The 16,715-nt window shown below is 44.5% G+C and carries 11 protein-coding genes and 1 pseudogene; 6 read left to right on the plus strand and 6 right to left on the minus strand.

The genetic code is table 11. The annotated features are described in order from the left end of the window. Window positions 1-77 precede the first annotated feature (77 nt). The 4 genes and pseudogenes from ACZM60_RS03090 to ACZM60_RS03105 all read left to right on the plus strand — a co-directional run bounded on the left by ACZM60_RS03090 (window position 78) and on the right by ACZM60_RS03105 (window position 5,818). On the plus strand, window positions 78-1,706 hold the full coding sequence (locus tag ACZM60_RS03090) for a pectate lyase (protein ID WP_489520796.1): 1,629 nt from the start codon (window positions 78-80) through the stop codon (window positions 1,704-1,706). Between the two features lie 256 nt (window positions 1,707-1,962). After that, window positions 1,963-2,931, plus strand: a pseudogene (gene pelA / locus ACZM60_RS03095) (pectate lyase); the annotation flags it as partial. 9 nt (window positions 2,932-2,940) lie between these two features. Then, a complete protein-coding gene (locus ACZM60_RS03100) occupies window positions 2,941-4,086 on the plus strand; it encodes a dienelactone hydrolase family protein (RefSeq protein WP_489520810.1) in 1,146 nt (381 codons plus the stop codon). Window positions 4,087-4,093: 7 nt separating this feature from the next. Continuing rightward, entirely contained in the window at window positions 4,094-5,818 is a 1,725-nt protein-coding gene (locus ACZM60_RS03105; protein WP_489520797.1) for a pectinesterase family protein, read from the plus strand. A gap of 188 nt (window positions 5,819-6,006) precedes the next feature. On the opposite strand, the gene ACZM60_RS03110 is transcribed toward ACZM60_RS03105, so the two are convergent. Then, entirely contained in the window at window positions 6,007-7,263 is a 1,257-nt protein-coding gene (locus ACZM60_RS03110) for a TonB family protein (RefSeq protein ID WP_489520798.1), read from the minus strand. Between the two features lie 172 nt (window positions 7,264-7,435). Here ACZM60_RS03110 and ACZM60_RS03115 point away from each other — a divergent pair, with 172 nt between their 5' ends. Continuing rightward, entirely contained in the window at window positions 7,436-9,034 is a 1,599-nt protein-coding gene (locus ACZM60_RS03115) for an aspartate:alanine exchanger family transporter (RefSeq protein WP_021970179.1), read from the plus strand. Between the two features lie 65 nt (window positions 9,035-9,099). Here ACZM60_RS03115 and ACZM60_RS03120 read toward each other — a convergent pair whose 3' ends face one another. The 5 genes from ACZM60_RS03120 to ACZM60_RS03140 form a co-directional block, all read right to left on the minus strand. Beyond that, a complete protein-coding gene (locus ACZM60_RS03120) occupies window positions 9,100-10,005 on the minus strand; it encodes an AraC family transcriptional regulator (protein ID WP_021970178.1) in 906 nt (301 codons plus the stop codon). A gap of 258 nt (window positions 10,006-10,263) precedes the next feature. Continuing rightward, window positions 10,264-11,073 (minus strand): rhamnulose-1-phosphate aldolase, encoded by an 810-nt coding sequence (gene rhaD, locus ACZM60_RS03125; protein WP_021970177.1) that lies wholly within the window; start codon window positions 11,071-11,073, stop codon window positions 10,264-10,266. A gap of 38 nt (window positions 11,074-11,111) precedes the next feature. Beyond that, a complete protein-coding gene (gene rhaT / locus ACZM60_RS03130; protein WP_489520799.1) occupies window positions 11,112-12,143 on the minus strand; it encodes an L-rhamnose/proton symporter RhaT in 1,032 nt (343 codons plus the stop codon). 93 nt (window positions 12,144-12,236) lie between these two features. Then, entirely contained in the window at window positions 12,237-13,490 is a 1,254-nt protein-coding gene (locus tag ACZM60_RS03135; protein WP_489520800.1) for an L-rhamnose isomerase, read from the minus strand. Window positions 13,491-13,518: 28 nt separating this feature from the next. Beyond that, window positions 13,519-14,979 (minus strand): rhamnulokinase, encoded by a 1,461-nt coding sequence (locus ACZM60_RS03140; RefSeq protein WP_489520801.1) that lies wholly within the window; start codon window positions 14,977-14,979, stop codon window positions 13,519-13,521. Window positions 14,980-15,329: 350 nt separating this feature from the next. On the opposite strand from ACZM60_RS03140, the gene ACZM60_RS03145 reads away from it, so the two are divergent. After that, complete coding sequence (locus ACZM60_RS03145; protein ID WP_021970173.1) at window positions 15,330-16,712, plus strand: MGH1-like glycoside hydrolase domain-containing protein; 1,383 nt, start codon at window positions 15,330-15,332, stop codon at window positions 16,710-16,712. Window positions 16,713-16,715: the final 3 nt, after the last annotated feature.

Genomic DNA, 16,715 nt, shown 5'->3' on the forward strand with positions numbered 1-16,715 from the left:
ATTCAGTATTCCTGATATTCTTAAATCTGCAATTTTTTTTATTTTTGCATAAATGCAAATCTTAAATAAAATAAACGATGAAACACATGCTGAAGCCTATTTACGTAAAAGTAGGCTTGACTCTTTTGGCCGGTGCTTGTCTTTGCGGGGAGATGCAGGCACGTTCTATGAACAACGAGGTGAAAGAGGAAATTTTAAACACGATGAAATCTACAACCCGTTATATGATAGACAGTGTAAGTTACCGGGGAGGCTTTGTCTGGAATTACTTGCCCGATTTGTCCCGCTCATGGGGAGAAATGGAAGCCAGGCGGACCATGGTATGGATTCAACCTCCCGGTACTCCGAGTGTAGGACATTTATTACTTGATGCTTATCATGCGACTGGTGATGAATTCTATTATGAGGCAGCCCAGAAAGTGGCAAATGTTTTGATATGGGGCCAACTTGAGTGCGGGGGATGGAATTATGTATTCGACTTTGCCGGAGAAAATTCCTTGAAGGCTTGGTATGAAACCATTGGAAAAAACGGCTGGCGTCTGGAAGAGTTCAGGCATTATTACGGCAACGCTACTTATGATGATCTGGGCACTATCTCGGCTGCCAAGTTTTTGTTGCGCATGTATGTAGAGAAAAATGATCCCGTATACAGGGCGCCCTTGGAAAAAGTCATTCATTTTATATTGGAGAGCCAGTACCCTGTAGGCGGTTGGCCGCAACGTTACCCTCTGAGGTATGACCACCCTTTTGAGGGTAAGGAAGACTATTCGTCCTTTATAACCTTAAACGATGATGTTACTCCGGAGATTATCGATTTTCTTATTCAGTGTTATCAGGCGATGGGACTGCAAAATATAAAGGAACCCATTATGCGGGCTATGTATCTCATGATAACTCTTCAGCAGGGAGAGCCTTATGCCGGCTGGGCAGACCAATATACGGTAGACGATTTAAAGCCAGCTCATGCTCGTTCTTATGAGCCTCGCAGTGTTAATACCGGTACTACTGTCGGGATGATTTATCAGATGATGGAGTATTACAAACTGACGGCCGACACCCGTTTCCTTTCGGGCATACCGGCTGCCATCAAGTTCCTTGAATCCCAAAAACTTCCTGAGGCTGAAGTCCGTAAATGGCATCGTAAGTCCGACAATCTCAATGAAATATTAGTTCCTCGGTTTGTAGATCCTGATACAGGGAAACCACTGTATGTACACCGGAAGGGGGGAAATATCTACGACGGAAAGTATTATATAGACCAGAACATAGAAAAGACCATTGCACATTATAGTTCGGCTACATTTGTAAATCCTGTAAAGCTGAGACAGGATTACGAGGCGGTGAAAAAGATTGATAGAAGTAAACTGTTCTCCTGTTCGCCTTTGTTGTCGGATAAATTGTGTCCGTTACCCAAATATTATACTTCTTTTCCGCATCAGGTGTCGGAACAAGATATCAGTGATTTAATGGCTCAGGCAGCAGAAAGAAACTGTTGGCTTTCCGATTTGACTTCAGTTTCTCATCCCTACCGCAGCGGATGGACCCCGGAGTTGTCGGGAAAAGAAGATTATAGCCAGAAAATGGTAGGCGATGATTTCGATACTTCTCCTTATCCGTGTACAGACGGCCGGCAATGCATTTCGGTAGGAGTCTATATTAAGAATATGATGAAGCTTATTTCTGCATTAGAAGGCAATCTGAAGTAATCAGATATTGTATTGGGGGAAACGTACAGATAGCCTGTTGCATATGAAAAAAATGTATTTATGTATAGGGCTTGTGGATAATTTGGTTAAATAATAACCATATTAGAACAATTATTACCTTTCCGCACTTTGCATTTTCCCTAATTTTGGAAACAAATCAATCTTAATGAAATATACCATGATAAAGAAAAGATATTATGTAATGAGCTTGCTTCTGGGAGCGAGTGCTTATGCGATGTCGCAGACGGTTCCCTCTATGCAAGCTTTTAATGATGGAATACATCATTGGAATTTGGAGCATAAGGATCGTAACTATAAACGCTATTCGGCAGATCAGTATGTAAAGATAGCCGATAATTTTGTTGCTTATCAGAATAAAGATGGAGGATGGCCTAAGAACATTGACTGGATGGCGGAGCTGCCGGTCGATTCTGTGTTGAATACCTTGTCGGATAATCATCGTCGCAGTACCCTCGATAACCGGAATACTTATTCTCAGATAAACTATCTGGCGCAGGTTTATACGCTTACTAAAAAGGCGGTGTACAAAGAAGCGGTACTCGACGGGCTGGAGTATTTACTCAAGACTCAGAAAAAAAACGGAGGATGGCGCGGATGGGATGTGGATGCCATTACGTTCAACGATGAGGTGACTACCGGCGTGCTGCGGCTGTTCCTGCACATAAACGAGGGAGATTCTAACTTCTCGTGGCTGGACGATGCAATGCATAAACGGATTTATCAAGCATTGAACAGAGGCATTGACATGATTCTGCGAACACAATATGTTCAGAATGGAGTAAAGACCGTATGGGGACAGCAACATGATAATCAGACCTTGCTTCCTACTAATGCCCGTACATTCGAGCTGGCTTCATTGACGGCTGGCGAAAGTTGCGATGTTGTCCGGTTACTGATGGAGATTCCTCACCCTTCCGGCGAAGTGATTGAAGCCGTTAAATCGGCTATGGCTTGGTTTGAGAAGGTGGCGATAACAGGCATGCGTGTAGAGAAAGTTGCCATTCCTGAGGACCAGATAGCCAATCATGAGTATCCGTACGATCTGGTTGTGGTGAAAGACAAGAAGGCTCCCCGTATATGGGCTCGCTTTTATGAAATGACTGACAATACACCGTTTATGTGTAATCGTGATGGTATCAAGGTCTATAAGCTGTCGGACGTCAAGCTGGAGCGCCGGGTGGGCTATGCTTGGTACACCTATGAGCCGGAAAAGCTGTTTAAGGTTTATGAGGAATGGCTCAAGAAAATAGAGGTTGAAAGTGCTTATGCCGGCTATGAGGTGCAAGACAATATGCCTTCATTTTATGAACAACTGAAGCAGAGTCTGACTTTTCCGATGGCATGGGGAAATTCACCGGAAAAAGATTTTGGAAAATGGCGGGAACAGGCACGCGAAAAGCTGCTGGAATGTATGCAGCCTGCACCTCCAGTTGTTTCTTACGACATGAAAGTCATTGCAACGGAGAAGCGCAAAGGGTATGAAGCCCGCAAAATTGTTTTCAACGTGTCGGGATATTCGCGTGTGCCGGCCTATTTGCTGGTACCCGAAGGCAAAGGACCTTTTCCAGCCGTGTTGCTTTTGCACGACCATGGAGCACATTTTACGATAGGAAAGGAGAAAATGGTACGTCCGTTCGGCGTGTCGGACATGGTAATGAAAGATGCAGACAGTTGGTGTAAGGCTTGTTACGACGGGCAGTATGTAGGCGACTATCTGGCAGAAAACGGTTATGTCGTACTGGCTCTGGATGCTTTGTTCTGGGGAGAACGCGGACGAAAGGAATATGCCCGTTATGACTCTCAGCAGGCATTGTCGGCAAATCTACTGCAAATGGGCATGTCGTGGGGAGGACTGATTGCGTGGGATGATATCCGTAGTGCGGAGTTTCTGGCCTCTTTGCCTCAGGTAGATAAGGAGAAGGTGGCAACAATGGGATTTTCGATGGGGGCGCATCGTGCATGGATGACTATGGCTGCTACCGATGCCGTAAAGGCAGGAGCGGCTGTATGCTGGATGAATACAACGGATAGCCTGATGACGTTGACAAACAATCAGAACAAGGGCGGTTCGGCTTATGCTATGCTGATTCCAAATATCCGCCTTTATATGGATTATCCGCATGTCGCGTCGATTGCGTGTCCGAAGCCGATGTTGTTTTCCAACGGGTTGAAAGATAAACTTTTTCCGGTGGAAGGAGTAAAGTCTGCCTATGAAACCATGCAGAAAGTATGGGACAGTCAGGGAGCTGGTGAGCATTTGCAGACCAAGCTGTACGACTTGCCTCATTTTTGTAGCAAAGAAATACAGAAAGCAATTCTGGAGTTTTTCAATAAGGAATTTAATATAAATCAGAAATAACAGAAAGATGAAAAAGATTCAATTTGTATTGGTTGCACTGGCTGTACTGCTATTTTCTGCGTTCAAGTCAGACCATGTGATTACGGTCTTTATGATTGGTGATTCTACCATGTCGAACAAGCCTTTGGAAGGAGGAAATCAGGAAAGAGGATGGGGACATGTGTTGGGGAGTTTCTTTACAGAAGATGTCCGGGTAGAAAATCATGCGATGAACGGACGCAGTTCGAAGAGCTTTATAAACGAAGGGCGTTGGGAAACTGTAGTAAACAAGATTCGTCCGGGTGATTATGTTTTCATTCAGTTTGGGCATAATGATGAAAAACCTCAACCGGAACGTCATACCGACCCGGGGACAACTTTCGATGAAAATTTGCGGAAGTTTGTGCGCGAAACGCGTGCCAAGGGAGGAATTCCCGTTTTGTTTAACTCAATCGTGCGCCGGAATTTTGGCGTGAATCCGGATGCTGTGGCTGCCGACGATATCCGTCCGGAAAAAGATGAGGCTGTGGTGGAAGGAGATACGCTGGTAGATACTCACGGAAAATATCTGGATTCTCCGCGTAATGTGGCAAAAGAAATGGATGTCTGCTTTATCGATTTGAACAAGGCTACCAAGCAGTTGGTAGAGTCTTACGGAGTTGAGGGATCTAAAAAGCTTTTCATGTGGATTCCTGCCGGAACATGCGCCGCTTGTCCTAAAGGACGTGAGGATAATACTCATTTAAATGTATATGGTGCGCGCAAGGTGGCGGCACTGGCTGCCGAGGCTGTTCAGAAACAGTTGCCGGAACTGGGAAAATACGTACGTTTTTACGACTATGTAGTGGCAAAAGATGGTAGTGGTGACTTCCTGACTGTACAGGAAGCTATCAATGCGGTTCCCGATTTCCGCAAGAATAAGCGGACAACTATTCTGGTACGTAAGGGAGAATACAAGGAGCGTGTGATTATTCCGGCATCGAAAATCAATATCTCGCTGATAGGCGAGAACGGAGCTGTGCTGACGGATGATGCATATGCTTCGAAGAAGAACTGCTTCGGTGAAGAAATGTCTACTTCCGGTTCATCGACTGTATATATTTATGCTCCCGATTTTTATGCGGAGAACATAACCTTTGCCAATACGGCGGGGCGGGTAGGACAGGCAGTAGCTTGTTTTGTTGCTGGCGACCGGGCTTATTTCAAGAACTGCCGTTTCCTGGGAAATCAGGATACGCTGTATACGTACGGAAAAAACAGTCGTCAGTATTACGAAGGGTGCTATATAGAGGGGACGGTCGACTTTATCTTTGGCTGGTCTACCGCTTTGTTTAAAGATTGTACTATCCATAGTCTGGGAAATGGTTATGTTACTGCCCCTTCTACGGATAAAGGGAAAAAATACGGATATGTATTTTGGAACTGCCGCCTGACGGGAGCCGACGAAGCGAAAGAGGTTTATCTGTCGCGTCCGTGGCGTCCGTATGCGCAGGCTGTCTTCATCCGCTGTGAGCTGGGCAAGCATATTCTGCCTGTCGGCTGGAACAACTGGGGAAAGAAATCGAATGAGTCGACTGTCTTTTATGCCGAATATCAGAATACCGGAGCCGGTGCGGCAACTGCTGAACGTGCGTCTTATGGCAGACAGTTGAAGGATATTTCTGCTTATCAGCCGGAAGAAGTTCTGAAGGGAGATGACGGCTGGAATCCGGTTGCCAATGGTAATGCCTTACTGACTAACTTGAAGCGATAAGTTTTACTTATCTTTTTCAGAAAAACGTGGTGATGAATGAATTGGTTTCTCACCACGTTTCAGTTAAAACGTCGAGACGTTTTTTTATTTTTTGTACAAAAAACAAAAAAGTTTGTACAAAAAATAACACGGACTTGCGCAGGCCTTTTTTAAACTTGCGCAAGTCCGTGTTGTTATATCAGCAGAAATCAGTCTTTGATGCCGAACAGCCAGCGGAAGAAGCGTACAAAGATGTTTCGTTTCTTAGGTTTCTCGGCTGGAGTGTCAGGAGCCGGCTTAAGGGCTGTCGAATCATTCTTCAGTAAGATGGAGTCATTTAGAGCCTTCAGGCTGTCACCTTTCAGCAACAGTGAATCGGGTTTCAGCAGCAGTGAGTCCGTTCGTAACGAATCGCTCGGCAGAATCATCCGTTTCAGAGAGTCGGTTGCCAGTGAATCGGTGCGAAGGCTATCCTTAGGCGTAGCTGCCGGTTTGGCTGGAACAGCCGGCTTTTTGGGAGCCGGTTTAGGCTGTTCTATCTTAAACTGTACCGGAACGGAATATTTGCAACGTACTCTCATGCCGTTTTCGCGTGCGGGAATCCAGTTGGGCATCTGGCGGATAGCCGTCAAGGCAGCCGAATCCATATCAGCCCGCAGGCTGCGTACGATGGTAGGATAGGTGATTTCTCCATTTTTTTCTACCACAAACTGTACAGCCACTACGCCTTCCAGTTTTTCTTTCTTTGCCTGAGGAGGATATACCAGCTTGCGTTTCAGATAATTGATAAAGGCTTTCATTCCTCCGGGATATTCGGGCATATGTTCTACAACCGAATAAATGCGTGTGGAGTTCTTGCGATACATGATGATGGTATACGGTTCTTCCGGACGTTCCAGAAAGGTATTGATGTTCAATGAGCGGTTTTCCATACCTTCTACACGTATTGTAATGGGGTGGTTATAGTCGGCATCGATGTGGAACAAACCTATTTCATCGCTCAGAACCCGGCGTCCCGTTCCCTGAATGCTGACGACGGCTCCCTGTATTGGCTTCATCGATGCATCTTTGACAAAGCCTTCTATGGGAAAGGTCTTATTGCTCTGCTTGAATGATGCAATATCTTCTGCACTGTCCAGATACAGCGTCTTGATGGTTTCTGTATCTTTTAGCAGAAAAGAAGCTACTGCGGTTGTTTCATCTCCGGGAAAATAAATATTGGCGAGCCGGTTGTATGCCTCTTCTATTTCGTAACGAAAGGTGATTACTCCTTGGTCGTTCGACAGATATTTCTCGCTTCTGCCGTTTATTTTCAATATCATTCCGCGTTGAGGCTCTCCGCTGGATTTTAGAATCGTGATGCGAAATTCCGTCCCTTTCTCCTGACCGTGTACGAACTGAGGAAGAATCAGCACGAAACAGCATAGGAAAAAAAGAAACGTATGCAGTCTTTGAGTAGAATTCATAATTCAGTATATCTAAATAAAACGGTTGCAAAGCTACAAGTATTCTGCTGCATTTCAAAGTTTCTAAAGTAAATAAATGGAGGAGACGGATGGCTAACTTGCTGTTTTATTTGTAAATATACCGAAATGTCGTATATTTGTACTTTAATCACACCTTTATACTTAATAATTTATGTTAATCGATTTACTTCAATCATCTTACTTTTCTGTTTTCTTGATTGTAGCTTTGGGGTTTATGTTGGGACGCATTAAGGTGGCAGGGCTGTCACTCGACGTATCTGCCGTGATTTTTATCGCTTTGGCGTTCGGACATTGGGGCGTTTCCATACCGAAGGAGCTGGGCAACTTTGGTCTGGTGTTGTTTATCTTTACTATTGGTATTCAGGCGGGACCTGGTTTTTTTCACTCTTTCCGTAGCAAGGGAAAAACATTGATACTGATTACGTTGCTGATTGTTGCCTCTGCCTGTCTGACAGGCGTAGGTCTGAAATATTTATTCGATATTGATACGCCGAGTCTGGTAGGACTGATAGCCGGAGCGTTGACCAGTACACCGGGACTTGCCGTAGCCATCGACAGCACTCAATCGCCACTGGCATCCATCGCTTATGGTATTGCTTATCCGTTTGGCGTGATTGGCGTTATTTTATTTGTCAAGCTTTTGCCTAAAATACTGCATGTCGATTTGGAGCAGGAGGCGCGGCGTCTGGAGAAAGAACGGCGCAGCCAGTTCCCGGAGTTGGGAACTTGTTTGTTTCGGGTTACCAATCCTACGGTCATAGGCCGTACACTGATGCAACTCAATATCCGTGTGATGACGGGAGCAGTCATTTCTCGTTTGAAACGTGGCGAGGAGATTATTATTCCCAAAGCGCATACGATTCTGGAAGAAGGAGATTATGTGCAGGCAGTGGGAAGTGAAGATTCGCTGAATAATCTGGCGTTGATGCTGGGAATCCGCGAGGAAGGAGAATTGCCGCTAAGTCATACGCAGAGTATTGAATCGTTGCTGCTGACCAAAAAGGATATGATAGGTAAGCAGTTGTGCGACTTGAACTTGCAGCGTAACTTCGGGTGTACGGTTACTCGCGTACGTCGAAGCGGAATTGACCTCTCGCCTTCTCCGGACTTGGAACTGCGTTTTGGCGACAAGCTGATGATAGTGGGCGAAAAGGAAGGTATTCAGGCTGTAGCACGTCTGATAGGAAACGATGCAAAAAAACTTTCGGATACGGATTTCTTCCCGATAGCGATGGGTATTGTGCTGGGTGTTTTGTTCGGTAAACTGAATATCTCGTTTGGGGGAGGCATGTCTTTCTCTCCGGGACTGACGGGGGGTATCTTGATGATGGCACTTTTCCTGAGTGCTGTAGGCAAAACGGGACCTATTATCTGGTCGATGTCCGGACCGGCCAATCAGTTGCTTCGCCAGTTGGGCTTGCTGCTGTTTCTTGCCGAAGTAGGAACTTCTGCCGGAAAAACGCTGGTTTCCACTTTTCAGGAGAGCGGATTTTTGTTGTTTGGCGTAGGCGCAGCCATAACATTAGTTCCTATGTTGCTGGCGGCTCTCGTTGGAAGGCTGGTATTTAAGATAAGTATGCTCGATTTGCTGGGAACAATTACCGGAGGTATGACCAGTACTCCTGGTCTGGCTGCTGCCGACTCGATGACAGACAGTAATATTCCGGGAGTGGCTTATGCTACTGTATACCCGATTGCGATGGTATTCCTCATCTTGTTTATACAGGTCATTGCCCTGACTGTACTTTAAAGCTGCAGACAGCCGCAGAAAGAAGCAGATGGTATTTCCGGCTTCTCTCTGCGGCTGTCTGTTTGTTATTGCTTGCCTTTGCCGAATGACCGGTATTCGAGCGGGGTAAATCCGGTGTTTTTCTTGAACAGGTTAGAAAAGTGCTCGGTAGATGTGTAACCTAACATGAAGCAGATTTCCTTTACCGGCGAAGTGGTATTGATCAGCATTTGTTTGGCTTTACGCAACTTTAATTCTTGAAAATATTTGGCAGGTGAATATCCTGTGTATTCCTTAAACATTTTTCTAAACCACGAATAACTTATATTCAACTTTTCTGCCAGTTCTTCCGGATCTATTTCCTTGCATACATTTTCGTTCATGATTATTTTTGCCTGTTCCATTCTCTCGGCAACATTGTCTTTTTCGAACTCTTTGTTCTTCGAAATAGACAGTATCATTCCGATAATGTGCAGCAGGATGCCCGAAAGGTATTGCTGGGAGGCGGTCTTGTCTGCTTCCGATACTTCCAGTGCCTGTGAGAAAAGTGCGGCAAGGCCTTCGTTGAGCCCTATTTCCAGAACTTGTTCTTCTTTTGAAAGAAAACCGTTTTTTATCAGCTGATCGATGAAGTTTCCTTCAAAGCCTATGTAATATTCATTCCATCCGGTAGCTGTATCCGGACTGTAAGTATGCCATTGGCCGGGAAACAAGACGATAAGATTCCCTTTCCCGATATTCCGTTCCGGCGTATCGTCCGAAGCAAAGGTGCCTTTGCCCTTAGTGATGTAAAGTAATTGGTATTCGTGCAGGGTGCGTCCCTTCTGAACGTTGAACATATATCCTGAAGGATGTTCCTTTATAGGGTAGGGGGAGTGGGGAAGGATGGACTGAAATCCTACGGTATTGACCCACAATCCGAATTTTCTGTCTTTTTCGTTTACTATCAGATATTTGAATTCTGACTCTAAATCGTTGTATGATCGTGTCATTTTCTGTTTTTCATAAGAGTATTATCTGTTAACAAAAATACAAATTTTGATTTAAATGTAACTGGTTGTCGTAGGTCTGTTAGAATTATTTATGAAACATGTTGGGTCAGTTATCAAAAAAGACCAGAGGGTGAGTCTGGGCAGACTCTCCTTCTGGTCTTTAAACTGATTATGTGATATTAGTAGGCTTGCGATACAATTCCTCAATATCTTCTGCCTGTCATTGCTCCGGCATTTGCATGTATCATCGTTTCCTTTTCATTTCGGTAAATGGAACGCAACAGATATTTCTTTCATTTGTTCCTGACTCATGCCGTCGGGTTCAAATCCCATATTCTTGGCTGCAATGTAGATTAAGGCTGATTTATTCAGTACATCTACCTGATCGAACGCTGCCATGATATCAGTATCCACAGCAAAGACTCCATGTTTTTCCCACATTACTACATCGTAATCGCTCAGTTCGTCAATGGTAGCTGTGGCAAGCTCTACGGAACTTGGTAGTTTATAAGGCACCATTCCTAAGCCTCTCGGGCAGAATGCCTTTGTTTCTGGTATCATGCTCCATAATAAATTGGAAGCATAATCTTTTTCCATGAACTTCTTGTTGTGTGTCATAGCTACCAGTTCGATGGGATGAGTATGCAGAGAAGCTTTATAATTCGAACCTTTTGAGATGAGATAATTGTGTACACTCAAGTGAGAAGGCAGTTCTGAGGTCGGATTTACCGGCTGGTCGGCAATGATGACATAGCTTGCACAGTCGTCCAAAATGCGGATGACCGAGCCGTTTGCCATCGGATCGCGTGCAAGGTCGCGCATGCGCTTGTTGGTCCCTTTACAGTAAAAGTAGCAACCCTTCAGGTAAGGCAGGGTAGCTCCGATGGGAGTTGCTGCGCTGATGGCGGGCATTGCCTTTATTGCATCGTCAACATATTCTGTAACGTTGATGGTAATATTTCCTCCGTTGCGCTCAGCCCATCCTTTTTGCCATAAATAACCGGCAACTTCGGCTACTTTGTTAATTTCGGCTGCCAGCGCCGGACGGTTATTCAAAATAGATTCCATGTTTATATATCGTTAAAATTGATGATAAAGTTTATATCTCAGGCTTGTGCCATTGCCACTACGATGATGGAAGCAATCAGTACGGCAAGACCGAGTATAAGTATTCCTATGGTACTGGCACTGCATCCTTTCCATTCTTTCAGCAGGATTCCCCATACATTGCTGAAAGTAACATTCAGCGACATGAGTATGCTCCATGAAAAAGCAAGTAATACCGGACTTTCTGTGAGGAAGCTTTTACCCATTTCCAAGCCGAAGAATTGTGAATACCACAAGACTCCTGCCAGTGCACAATATAGTATATTATTGGTAAAGGTACTTGTGCTTACTGATAAATATTCTTTTCCGGTCTTGTTTTTCAGGTTCTGCTGTATGCAGTATGCTGCATTGGTACAGAATCCGCCTAAAGTAACTAGAAAGATGACCGGCAGGCCGGCATACAAAGCGTCTGTCCCTTTTGCAAGAGCTGCTTCCTTTATAGGGGTTCCTGCATCCAGTCCTAAGGCGAAGCAGGCACTCATGATTCCGGCAAGCAGAGCAACCAGCAAGCCTTTTGTCAGGGCGAAATCTTTTACCGCTGCTTTCTTTTCTTCTTCACTCATGTTTTTGGAACGCAGACTGCCTGCATATCCGATGACGGCAATGCCGGCCAGAGTGATACAGACCCCGATGAGCAGCATCAGACCTTCTCCATGGAATAAGTCTGTTCCGCCGAACAAGGCAGGAAACAACGTTCCGAAGGCGGCACATGTGCCTAATGAAATGCTTTGTCCCAAGGCAACTCCCAGGTAGCGCATGCTCAGGCCGAATGTTAAACCTCCTACCCCCCATAATATTCCATATATAATGGCAGACAAAGCTCCTCCGCTGCTCCATAGTTCCGGAAGCGTGCTTCCGGAAGGAACCGCCAGCAATGCTCCCAGCAAAGGAAATACAAGCCATGCGAAAACTCCTTGTATCAGCCAGAAACTTTCCCATGACCAGTTCTTTACTTTGTTGATTGGTACATACGAACTGCTTTGTCCGAAACTGCCTATGGCAATAATTAGCAAACCTATCAGCGTATTCATAACGAGTATGATTGTTTTTTATCCGATTTTACTTTATTTGTATAAACCAGATATCATCCGCAGGTACAGGACCTTTGGACAATATCTCAAGATTTAGCAACGTTTTGATGTAACTTCTGCTTCGTATTTTTCTATATCGGGAATATATTCTTCACCTACAGGGACGTTATTCTTCAAGCAGAACATATCCCATACTGCATTCCATGGCAATACTTTGGCTTCTTCCAGTAAAGCAAGGCGTTCGAACAACTGATTGTTGGCTTCGTATTCACGGAGTTTTGCCGTTGGCTCAAGTAATGCACGTAACATTGACTTCTGAGTGGCACGTGCTCCGATGACGTAAGCACCGATACGGTTGATGCTTGCATCGAAAAAGTCTAAGCCGATATGTACGCGGTCGAGCGCATTGCAACGAACAATTTCCTGACATAAGTCTAATGTTTCATCGTTCATGATTGTAACGTGGTCGCTGTCCCAGCGTACCGGACGGCTGACGTGCAGCATGATTTCCGGAACATACAGTAACAGTGACGACAATTTGTCGGCAACGCTTTCTGTCGGGTGGAAGTGTCCCATATCGAGTGTAATCATCTTCTGGCGGCTGACTCCGTAGCCGATGTAGAAATCATTTGAACCTACTGTATAACTTTCCAGACCAATGCCGAATACTTTCGACTCGATGCAGTCTTTCATGTTTTTATATTCGGTGGCAAAAATGCGGTCGAGCGAATCTTTCAGCAGTTCACGATACAGCATACGGTTGACAGTAATGTCTTTACTTCCATCGTGTACCCATACATTCATGATACAAGGATCGTTCTGGCGTTTTCCCATTTCTTCGGCAATGGCACGACATCGGATGGTATGCTCAACCCAGAAATCGCGGATTGCCTTGTCCGGATTGGCTAAAGAAAGATTTCCGCTTTGGGGATGCGAGAAAGATGTTGAGTTGAAATCAAGTTTCATCTTGTTTTCTGCTGCCCACTGTATCCAGCTTTCAAAGTATGAAGCATCCACTTGGTCACGGTCGACGAACTTTCCCTGAAAATCTCCATAGATTTCGTGAAGGTTCAGACGGTGTGTGCCTGGCAGATAGGATGCCGCCTTTAGTACATCCTGGCGCACTTCGTCGATGTTACGTGCTTTTCCCGGATAGTTTCCCGTAGCTTGAATTCCTCCACTGAGTGAGCCGTTTGATTCAAATCCGGCAACATCATCTGCCTGCCAGCAGTGTAAGGATAACGAAATTTTTTGTAGTGTATCCAGAGCTTTGTTTACATCTACTCCTATAGCTGCGTAGCGTTCTTTGGCTATCTCATACGCTTTGGTAATTAATTCCTCTTTCATGATAGGTGTGTTTAGGTTAATTGATAGATTATTGAGTAATTGTTTTAAACTGAAGATAAGCGACATCCCATGTATCCTTATGCTCTGGGAGGAATGTCTTTAGGTGTGTTGCGCGACTTAAGAACTGACGCATGGAGGCAATGTTGGTGGCTTTGCCTGCTGCTACGGCTTGAACCATGATGTTTCCTATTGCAGTCGCTTCCGAAGGACCGGCTACGACTGGCATGCCGATTGCATTTGCTGTCCATTGGTTCAGCAGGTCGTTGCGGCTTCCTCCTCCGATGACATGAAGTACTTCTATCGGGTAGGGTGACAGGCGTTGCAGGTTTTCGAGGACTTGCCGGTAACGCAATGCCAGACTTTCGAATATGCAACGGATTAACTGCCCGCGTGTTTCAATGGCAGGCTGGTTATGATCGGTACAGTATTTTTTGATAGCCTCTTCCATGTTCGACGGATTGGCAAAGGCGTCGTCGTCTGGATAAATTAAATTTCGGAAAGGTTCACTGGCATTGGCTTCGGCTATCAGGGTTGAGTATGAAGTTTCTCCCCAGTTGATGCGGCAACGCTCCAGCAGCCACATGCCACAAATATTTTTCAGCAGGCGGATGGTTCCGTCAACTCCTCCTTCGTTGGTAAAGTTTAGTGCTTCTGTTTCGGCTGTAATGACAGGTGCCTGAGTTTCAATTCCCATCAGTGACCATGTGCCGCTGCTTAAATAAGCAAAATTATTGTTTGTCGCGGGTACTGCTGCAACGGCAGAAGCAGTGTCGTGTCCTGCTACAGCTATGACAGGGATAGCTCCCAGTCCCGTCTGATGTTGTAGTTCTTCTGTTAGAGTCCCTATTTTTTCTCCCGGATAAACAAAGCGTCCGAAATGTTTTTCACTCAATCCGATGCTTTTAAGTAACAGAGGTTCAAGCCGACGTGTCTGTGCATTGACCAGTTGGGCGGTCGAAGCGATGGTGTATTCTGTAATCATTTCTCCTGTTAGCATGTAACTGAGGGCATCTGGCATGAACAAGATTTTGTCGGCCTGTTCTAAGGCACTGTCATTGTTTCTACGTAATGTATCAAGTTGGAACAGAGAATTGAAGTTCATAACCTGAATGCCTGTACATTTATATACCTTATTTCTGGATATACGCTGAAAGTATTTTTCAGGTGCTCCTGTTGTATGTGGATCGCGGTATGAATATGGTTGTCGCAGTAATCCTCCATCTTTTCCGATACAGACAAAATCGACTCCCCATGTATCTATGCCGACAGACGTTATTTCTACATCTTTTTTTCGGCCAACTATCTTCAGACCTTCTACAATGTTCCGGTAGAGTTCGTATATATCCCAGTAATAATGTCCTCCTGTTTCTATCAGGTAATTGGGAAATCGGTTGATCTCTTCTGTTTCCAATCCTTGTGGAGTGAAATATCCTAATATCGTGCGTCCGCTGGTTGCGCCCAGGTCGACTGCAAAAAAGCATTTTGTCATAGCTTTAATTTGGTTTTATGTTTTTCAAGTTTAGATATTGCAAATGTAGTTCTTTAGCCAATGACGAAATTGCTGTTTTTGATTTAACGACTGACTTATTTGATTTATTTGATTGAAAAATTACTTGATAGGGGATGTTTGCTGCCTGTGAGGATAAAATCATTCCTAAACAATCTCTTACTGTTAATAAATGTTGTTTATTCTTTGCTTGCTTTTGTTTTGAATTTTGGTTTGCTATTTTTGCCTTGATAACTTGATAAATCTATCCGATGTTGATAAGGTGAAAATCTTTTCAAGGTTATCAGCCTTTTCTTTTGTTATTGTTATTGACTATAAATCATTCAGTCGCTATGAAAAAGACAATTTTGATATTTGTATTAAATATTGTAATAGGGTGCCTGTGTCGGGCTCAGTTGCCGGAACGCAACGTCGTGAATATTGAGAAATATAAGGAGATTTGCAAAACACATATATATAAGGAGATGAAAGGCATGTATCGTCAGGCTGGAGGCTCTTTACGATTTCCTTTTTTGGCTCCGGGAAGTAGTCAGTATCTGGATATGTTATGGGATTGGGATTCGTGGCTTAGCGATGTTGCTCTGCGTCAAATTTTATCGGATAAGGGAACCGAGGCTGATAAAAGGGAAGCTTTGGCTTATGAGCAAGGATGTGTACTGAATTCATTGAGTTATGGAGGAATGGATGGCTGGATTCCTATCTGGATAGAGCGTAATGCTCCGAGCCGTGAAGATATGTTGAAAAAGCGAAATCCGTGGAAGACTAATATGCATAAGCCTACGCTTGCCCAGCATGCTGCCTTTATCGTAAAAAATATGGGTGGAGATGCTGAATGGTTACGGGAAGATTTTTATACACTACAGGCTTTTGTTTCCAAATATCTTAATTTCCACCGGCATAAAGCAACTGGACTTATTTATTGGGAAACCGACGAGGCTATCGGAGTAGACAATGATCCGAGTACTTTTTATCGCCCTCATGAAAGTTCGGGATCTATATTTCTGAATTGTTTAATGTACAAGGAGCTTTTGGCAATGGCTTACCTGTCCGATTGTTTGAACCTGAAAGATATTTCAACTTTCTTTCAAAAGGAGGCAGATACCTTAAAAAATAATATTCAGAAACATTGCTGGGATGCGCGTGACCGCTTTTATTATAGTGTAGACTTCAATCTCCTTCCAGTAGAAAAGCCCGACATCGAAGGATTGTATCCGGGAGATTTATACTTGCATGTAGGACAACCCAGAACTTACGACTGCCTGATTCAACGATTTAGCGTATGGAGTGGTTTTATGGCAATGTGGGCTAAAGTTGCGACGCCGGAACAAGCCCGGCAAATGGTGCAGATACATTTTTGTGATACCACTTCGTTTAACGCTCCTGCTGGCATTCGTACACTTTCTCCGCTGGAAAAAATGTACGATGTACGTGCCAGCGGTAATCCGTCTTCATGGGCCGGACCTGTTTGGATTAACGTGAATTATCTTGTTTTCCGTGGCTTATTGGAATATGGCTATGAGAAAGAAGCACGTGAGGTTGCAGAGAAGACCGTATTGTTGTTGGGACGTGATTTCGAACGCTTCGGGGCATTGCATGAATACTATCTGCCCGATAATGGAGAGCCGGTACTGAATAAGGGATTTCAAAACTGGAATTTTCTGGTCTTGAATATGATTGCCTGGATGGAAGGGCGTCCGGTGGTAACTGAATTCTGATAG

This window comes from Phocaeicola sp. (genome assembly GCF_057861905.1).

Excerpts from the sequence above, each read along its gene's own strand:
- ACZM60_RS03090 (WP_489520796.1), top strand. The coding sequence starts at position 78 with ATGAAACACATGCTGAAGCCTATTTACGTAAAAGTAGGCTTGACTCTT.
- ACZM60_RS03105 (WP_489520797.1), top strand. The coding sequence starts at position 4,094 with ATGAAAAAGATTCAATTTGTATTGGTTGCACTGGCTGTACTGCTATTT.
- ACZM60_RS03110 (WP_489520798.1), bottom strand. The coding sequence starts at position 7,263 with ATGAATTCTACTCAAAGACTGCATACGTTTCTTTTTTTCCTATGCTGT.
- ACZM60_RS03115 (WP_021970179.1), top strand. The coding sequence starts at position 7,436 with ATGTTAATCGATTTACTTCAATCATCTTACTTTTCTGTTTTCTTGATT.
- ACZM60_RS03120 (WP_021970178.1), bottom strand. The coding sequence starts at position 10,005 with ATGACACGATCATACAACGATTTAGAGTCAGAATTCAAATATCTGATA.
- rhaD (WP_021970177.1), bottom strand. The coding sequence starts at position 11,073 with ATGGAATCTATTTTGAATAACCGTCCGGCGCTGGCAGCCGAAATTAAC.
- rhaT (WP_489520799.1), bottom strand. The coding sequence starts at position 12,143 with ATGAATACGCTGATAGGTTTGCTAATTATTGCCATAGGCAGTTTCGGA.
- ACZM60_RS03135 (WP_489520800.1), bottom strand. The coding sequence starts at position 13,490 with ATGAAAGAGGAATTAATTACCAAAGCGTATGAGATAGCCAAAGAACGC.
- ACZM60_RS03140 (WP_489520801.1), bottom strand. The coding sequence starts at position 14,979 with ATGACAAAATGCTTTTTTGCAGTCGACCTGGGCGCAACCAGCGGACGC.
- ACZM60_RS03145 (WP_021970173.1), top strand. The coding sequence starts at position 15,330 with ATGAAAAAGACAATTTTGATATTTGTATTAAATATTGTAATAGGGTGC.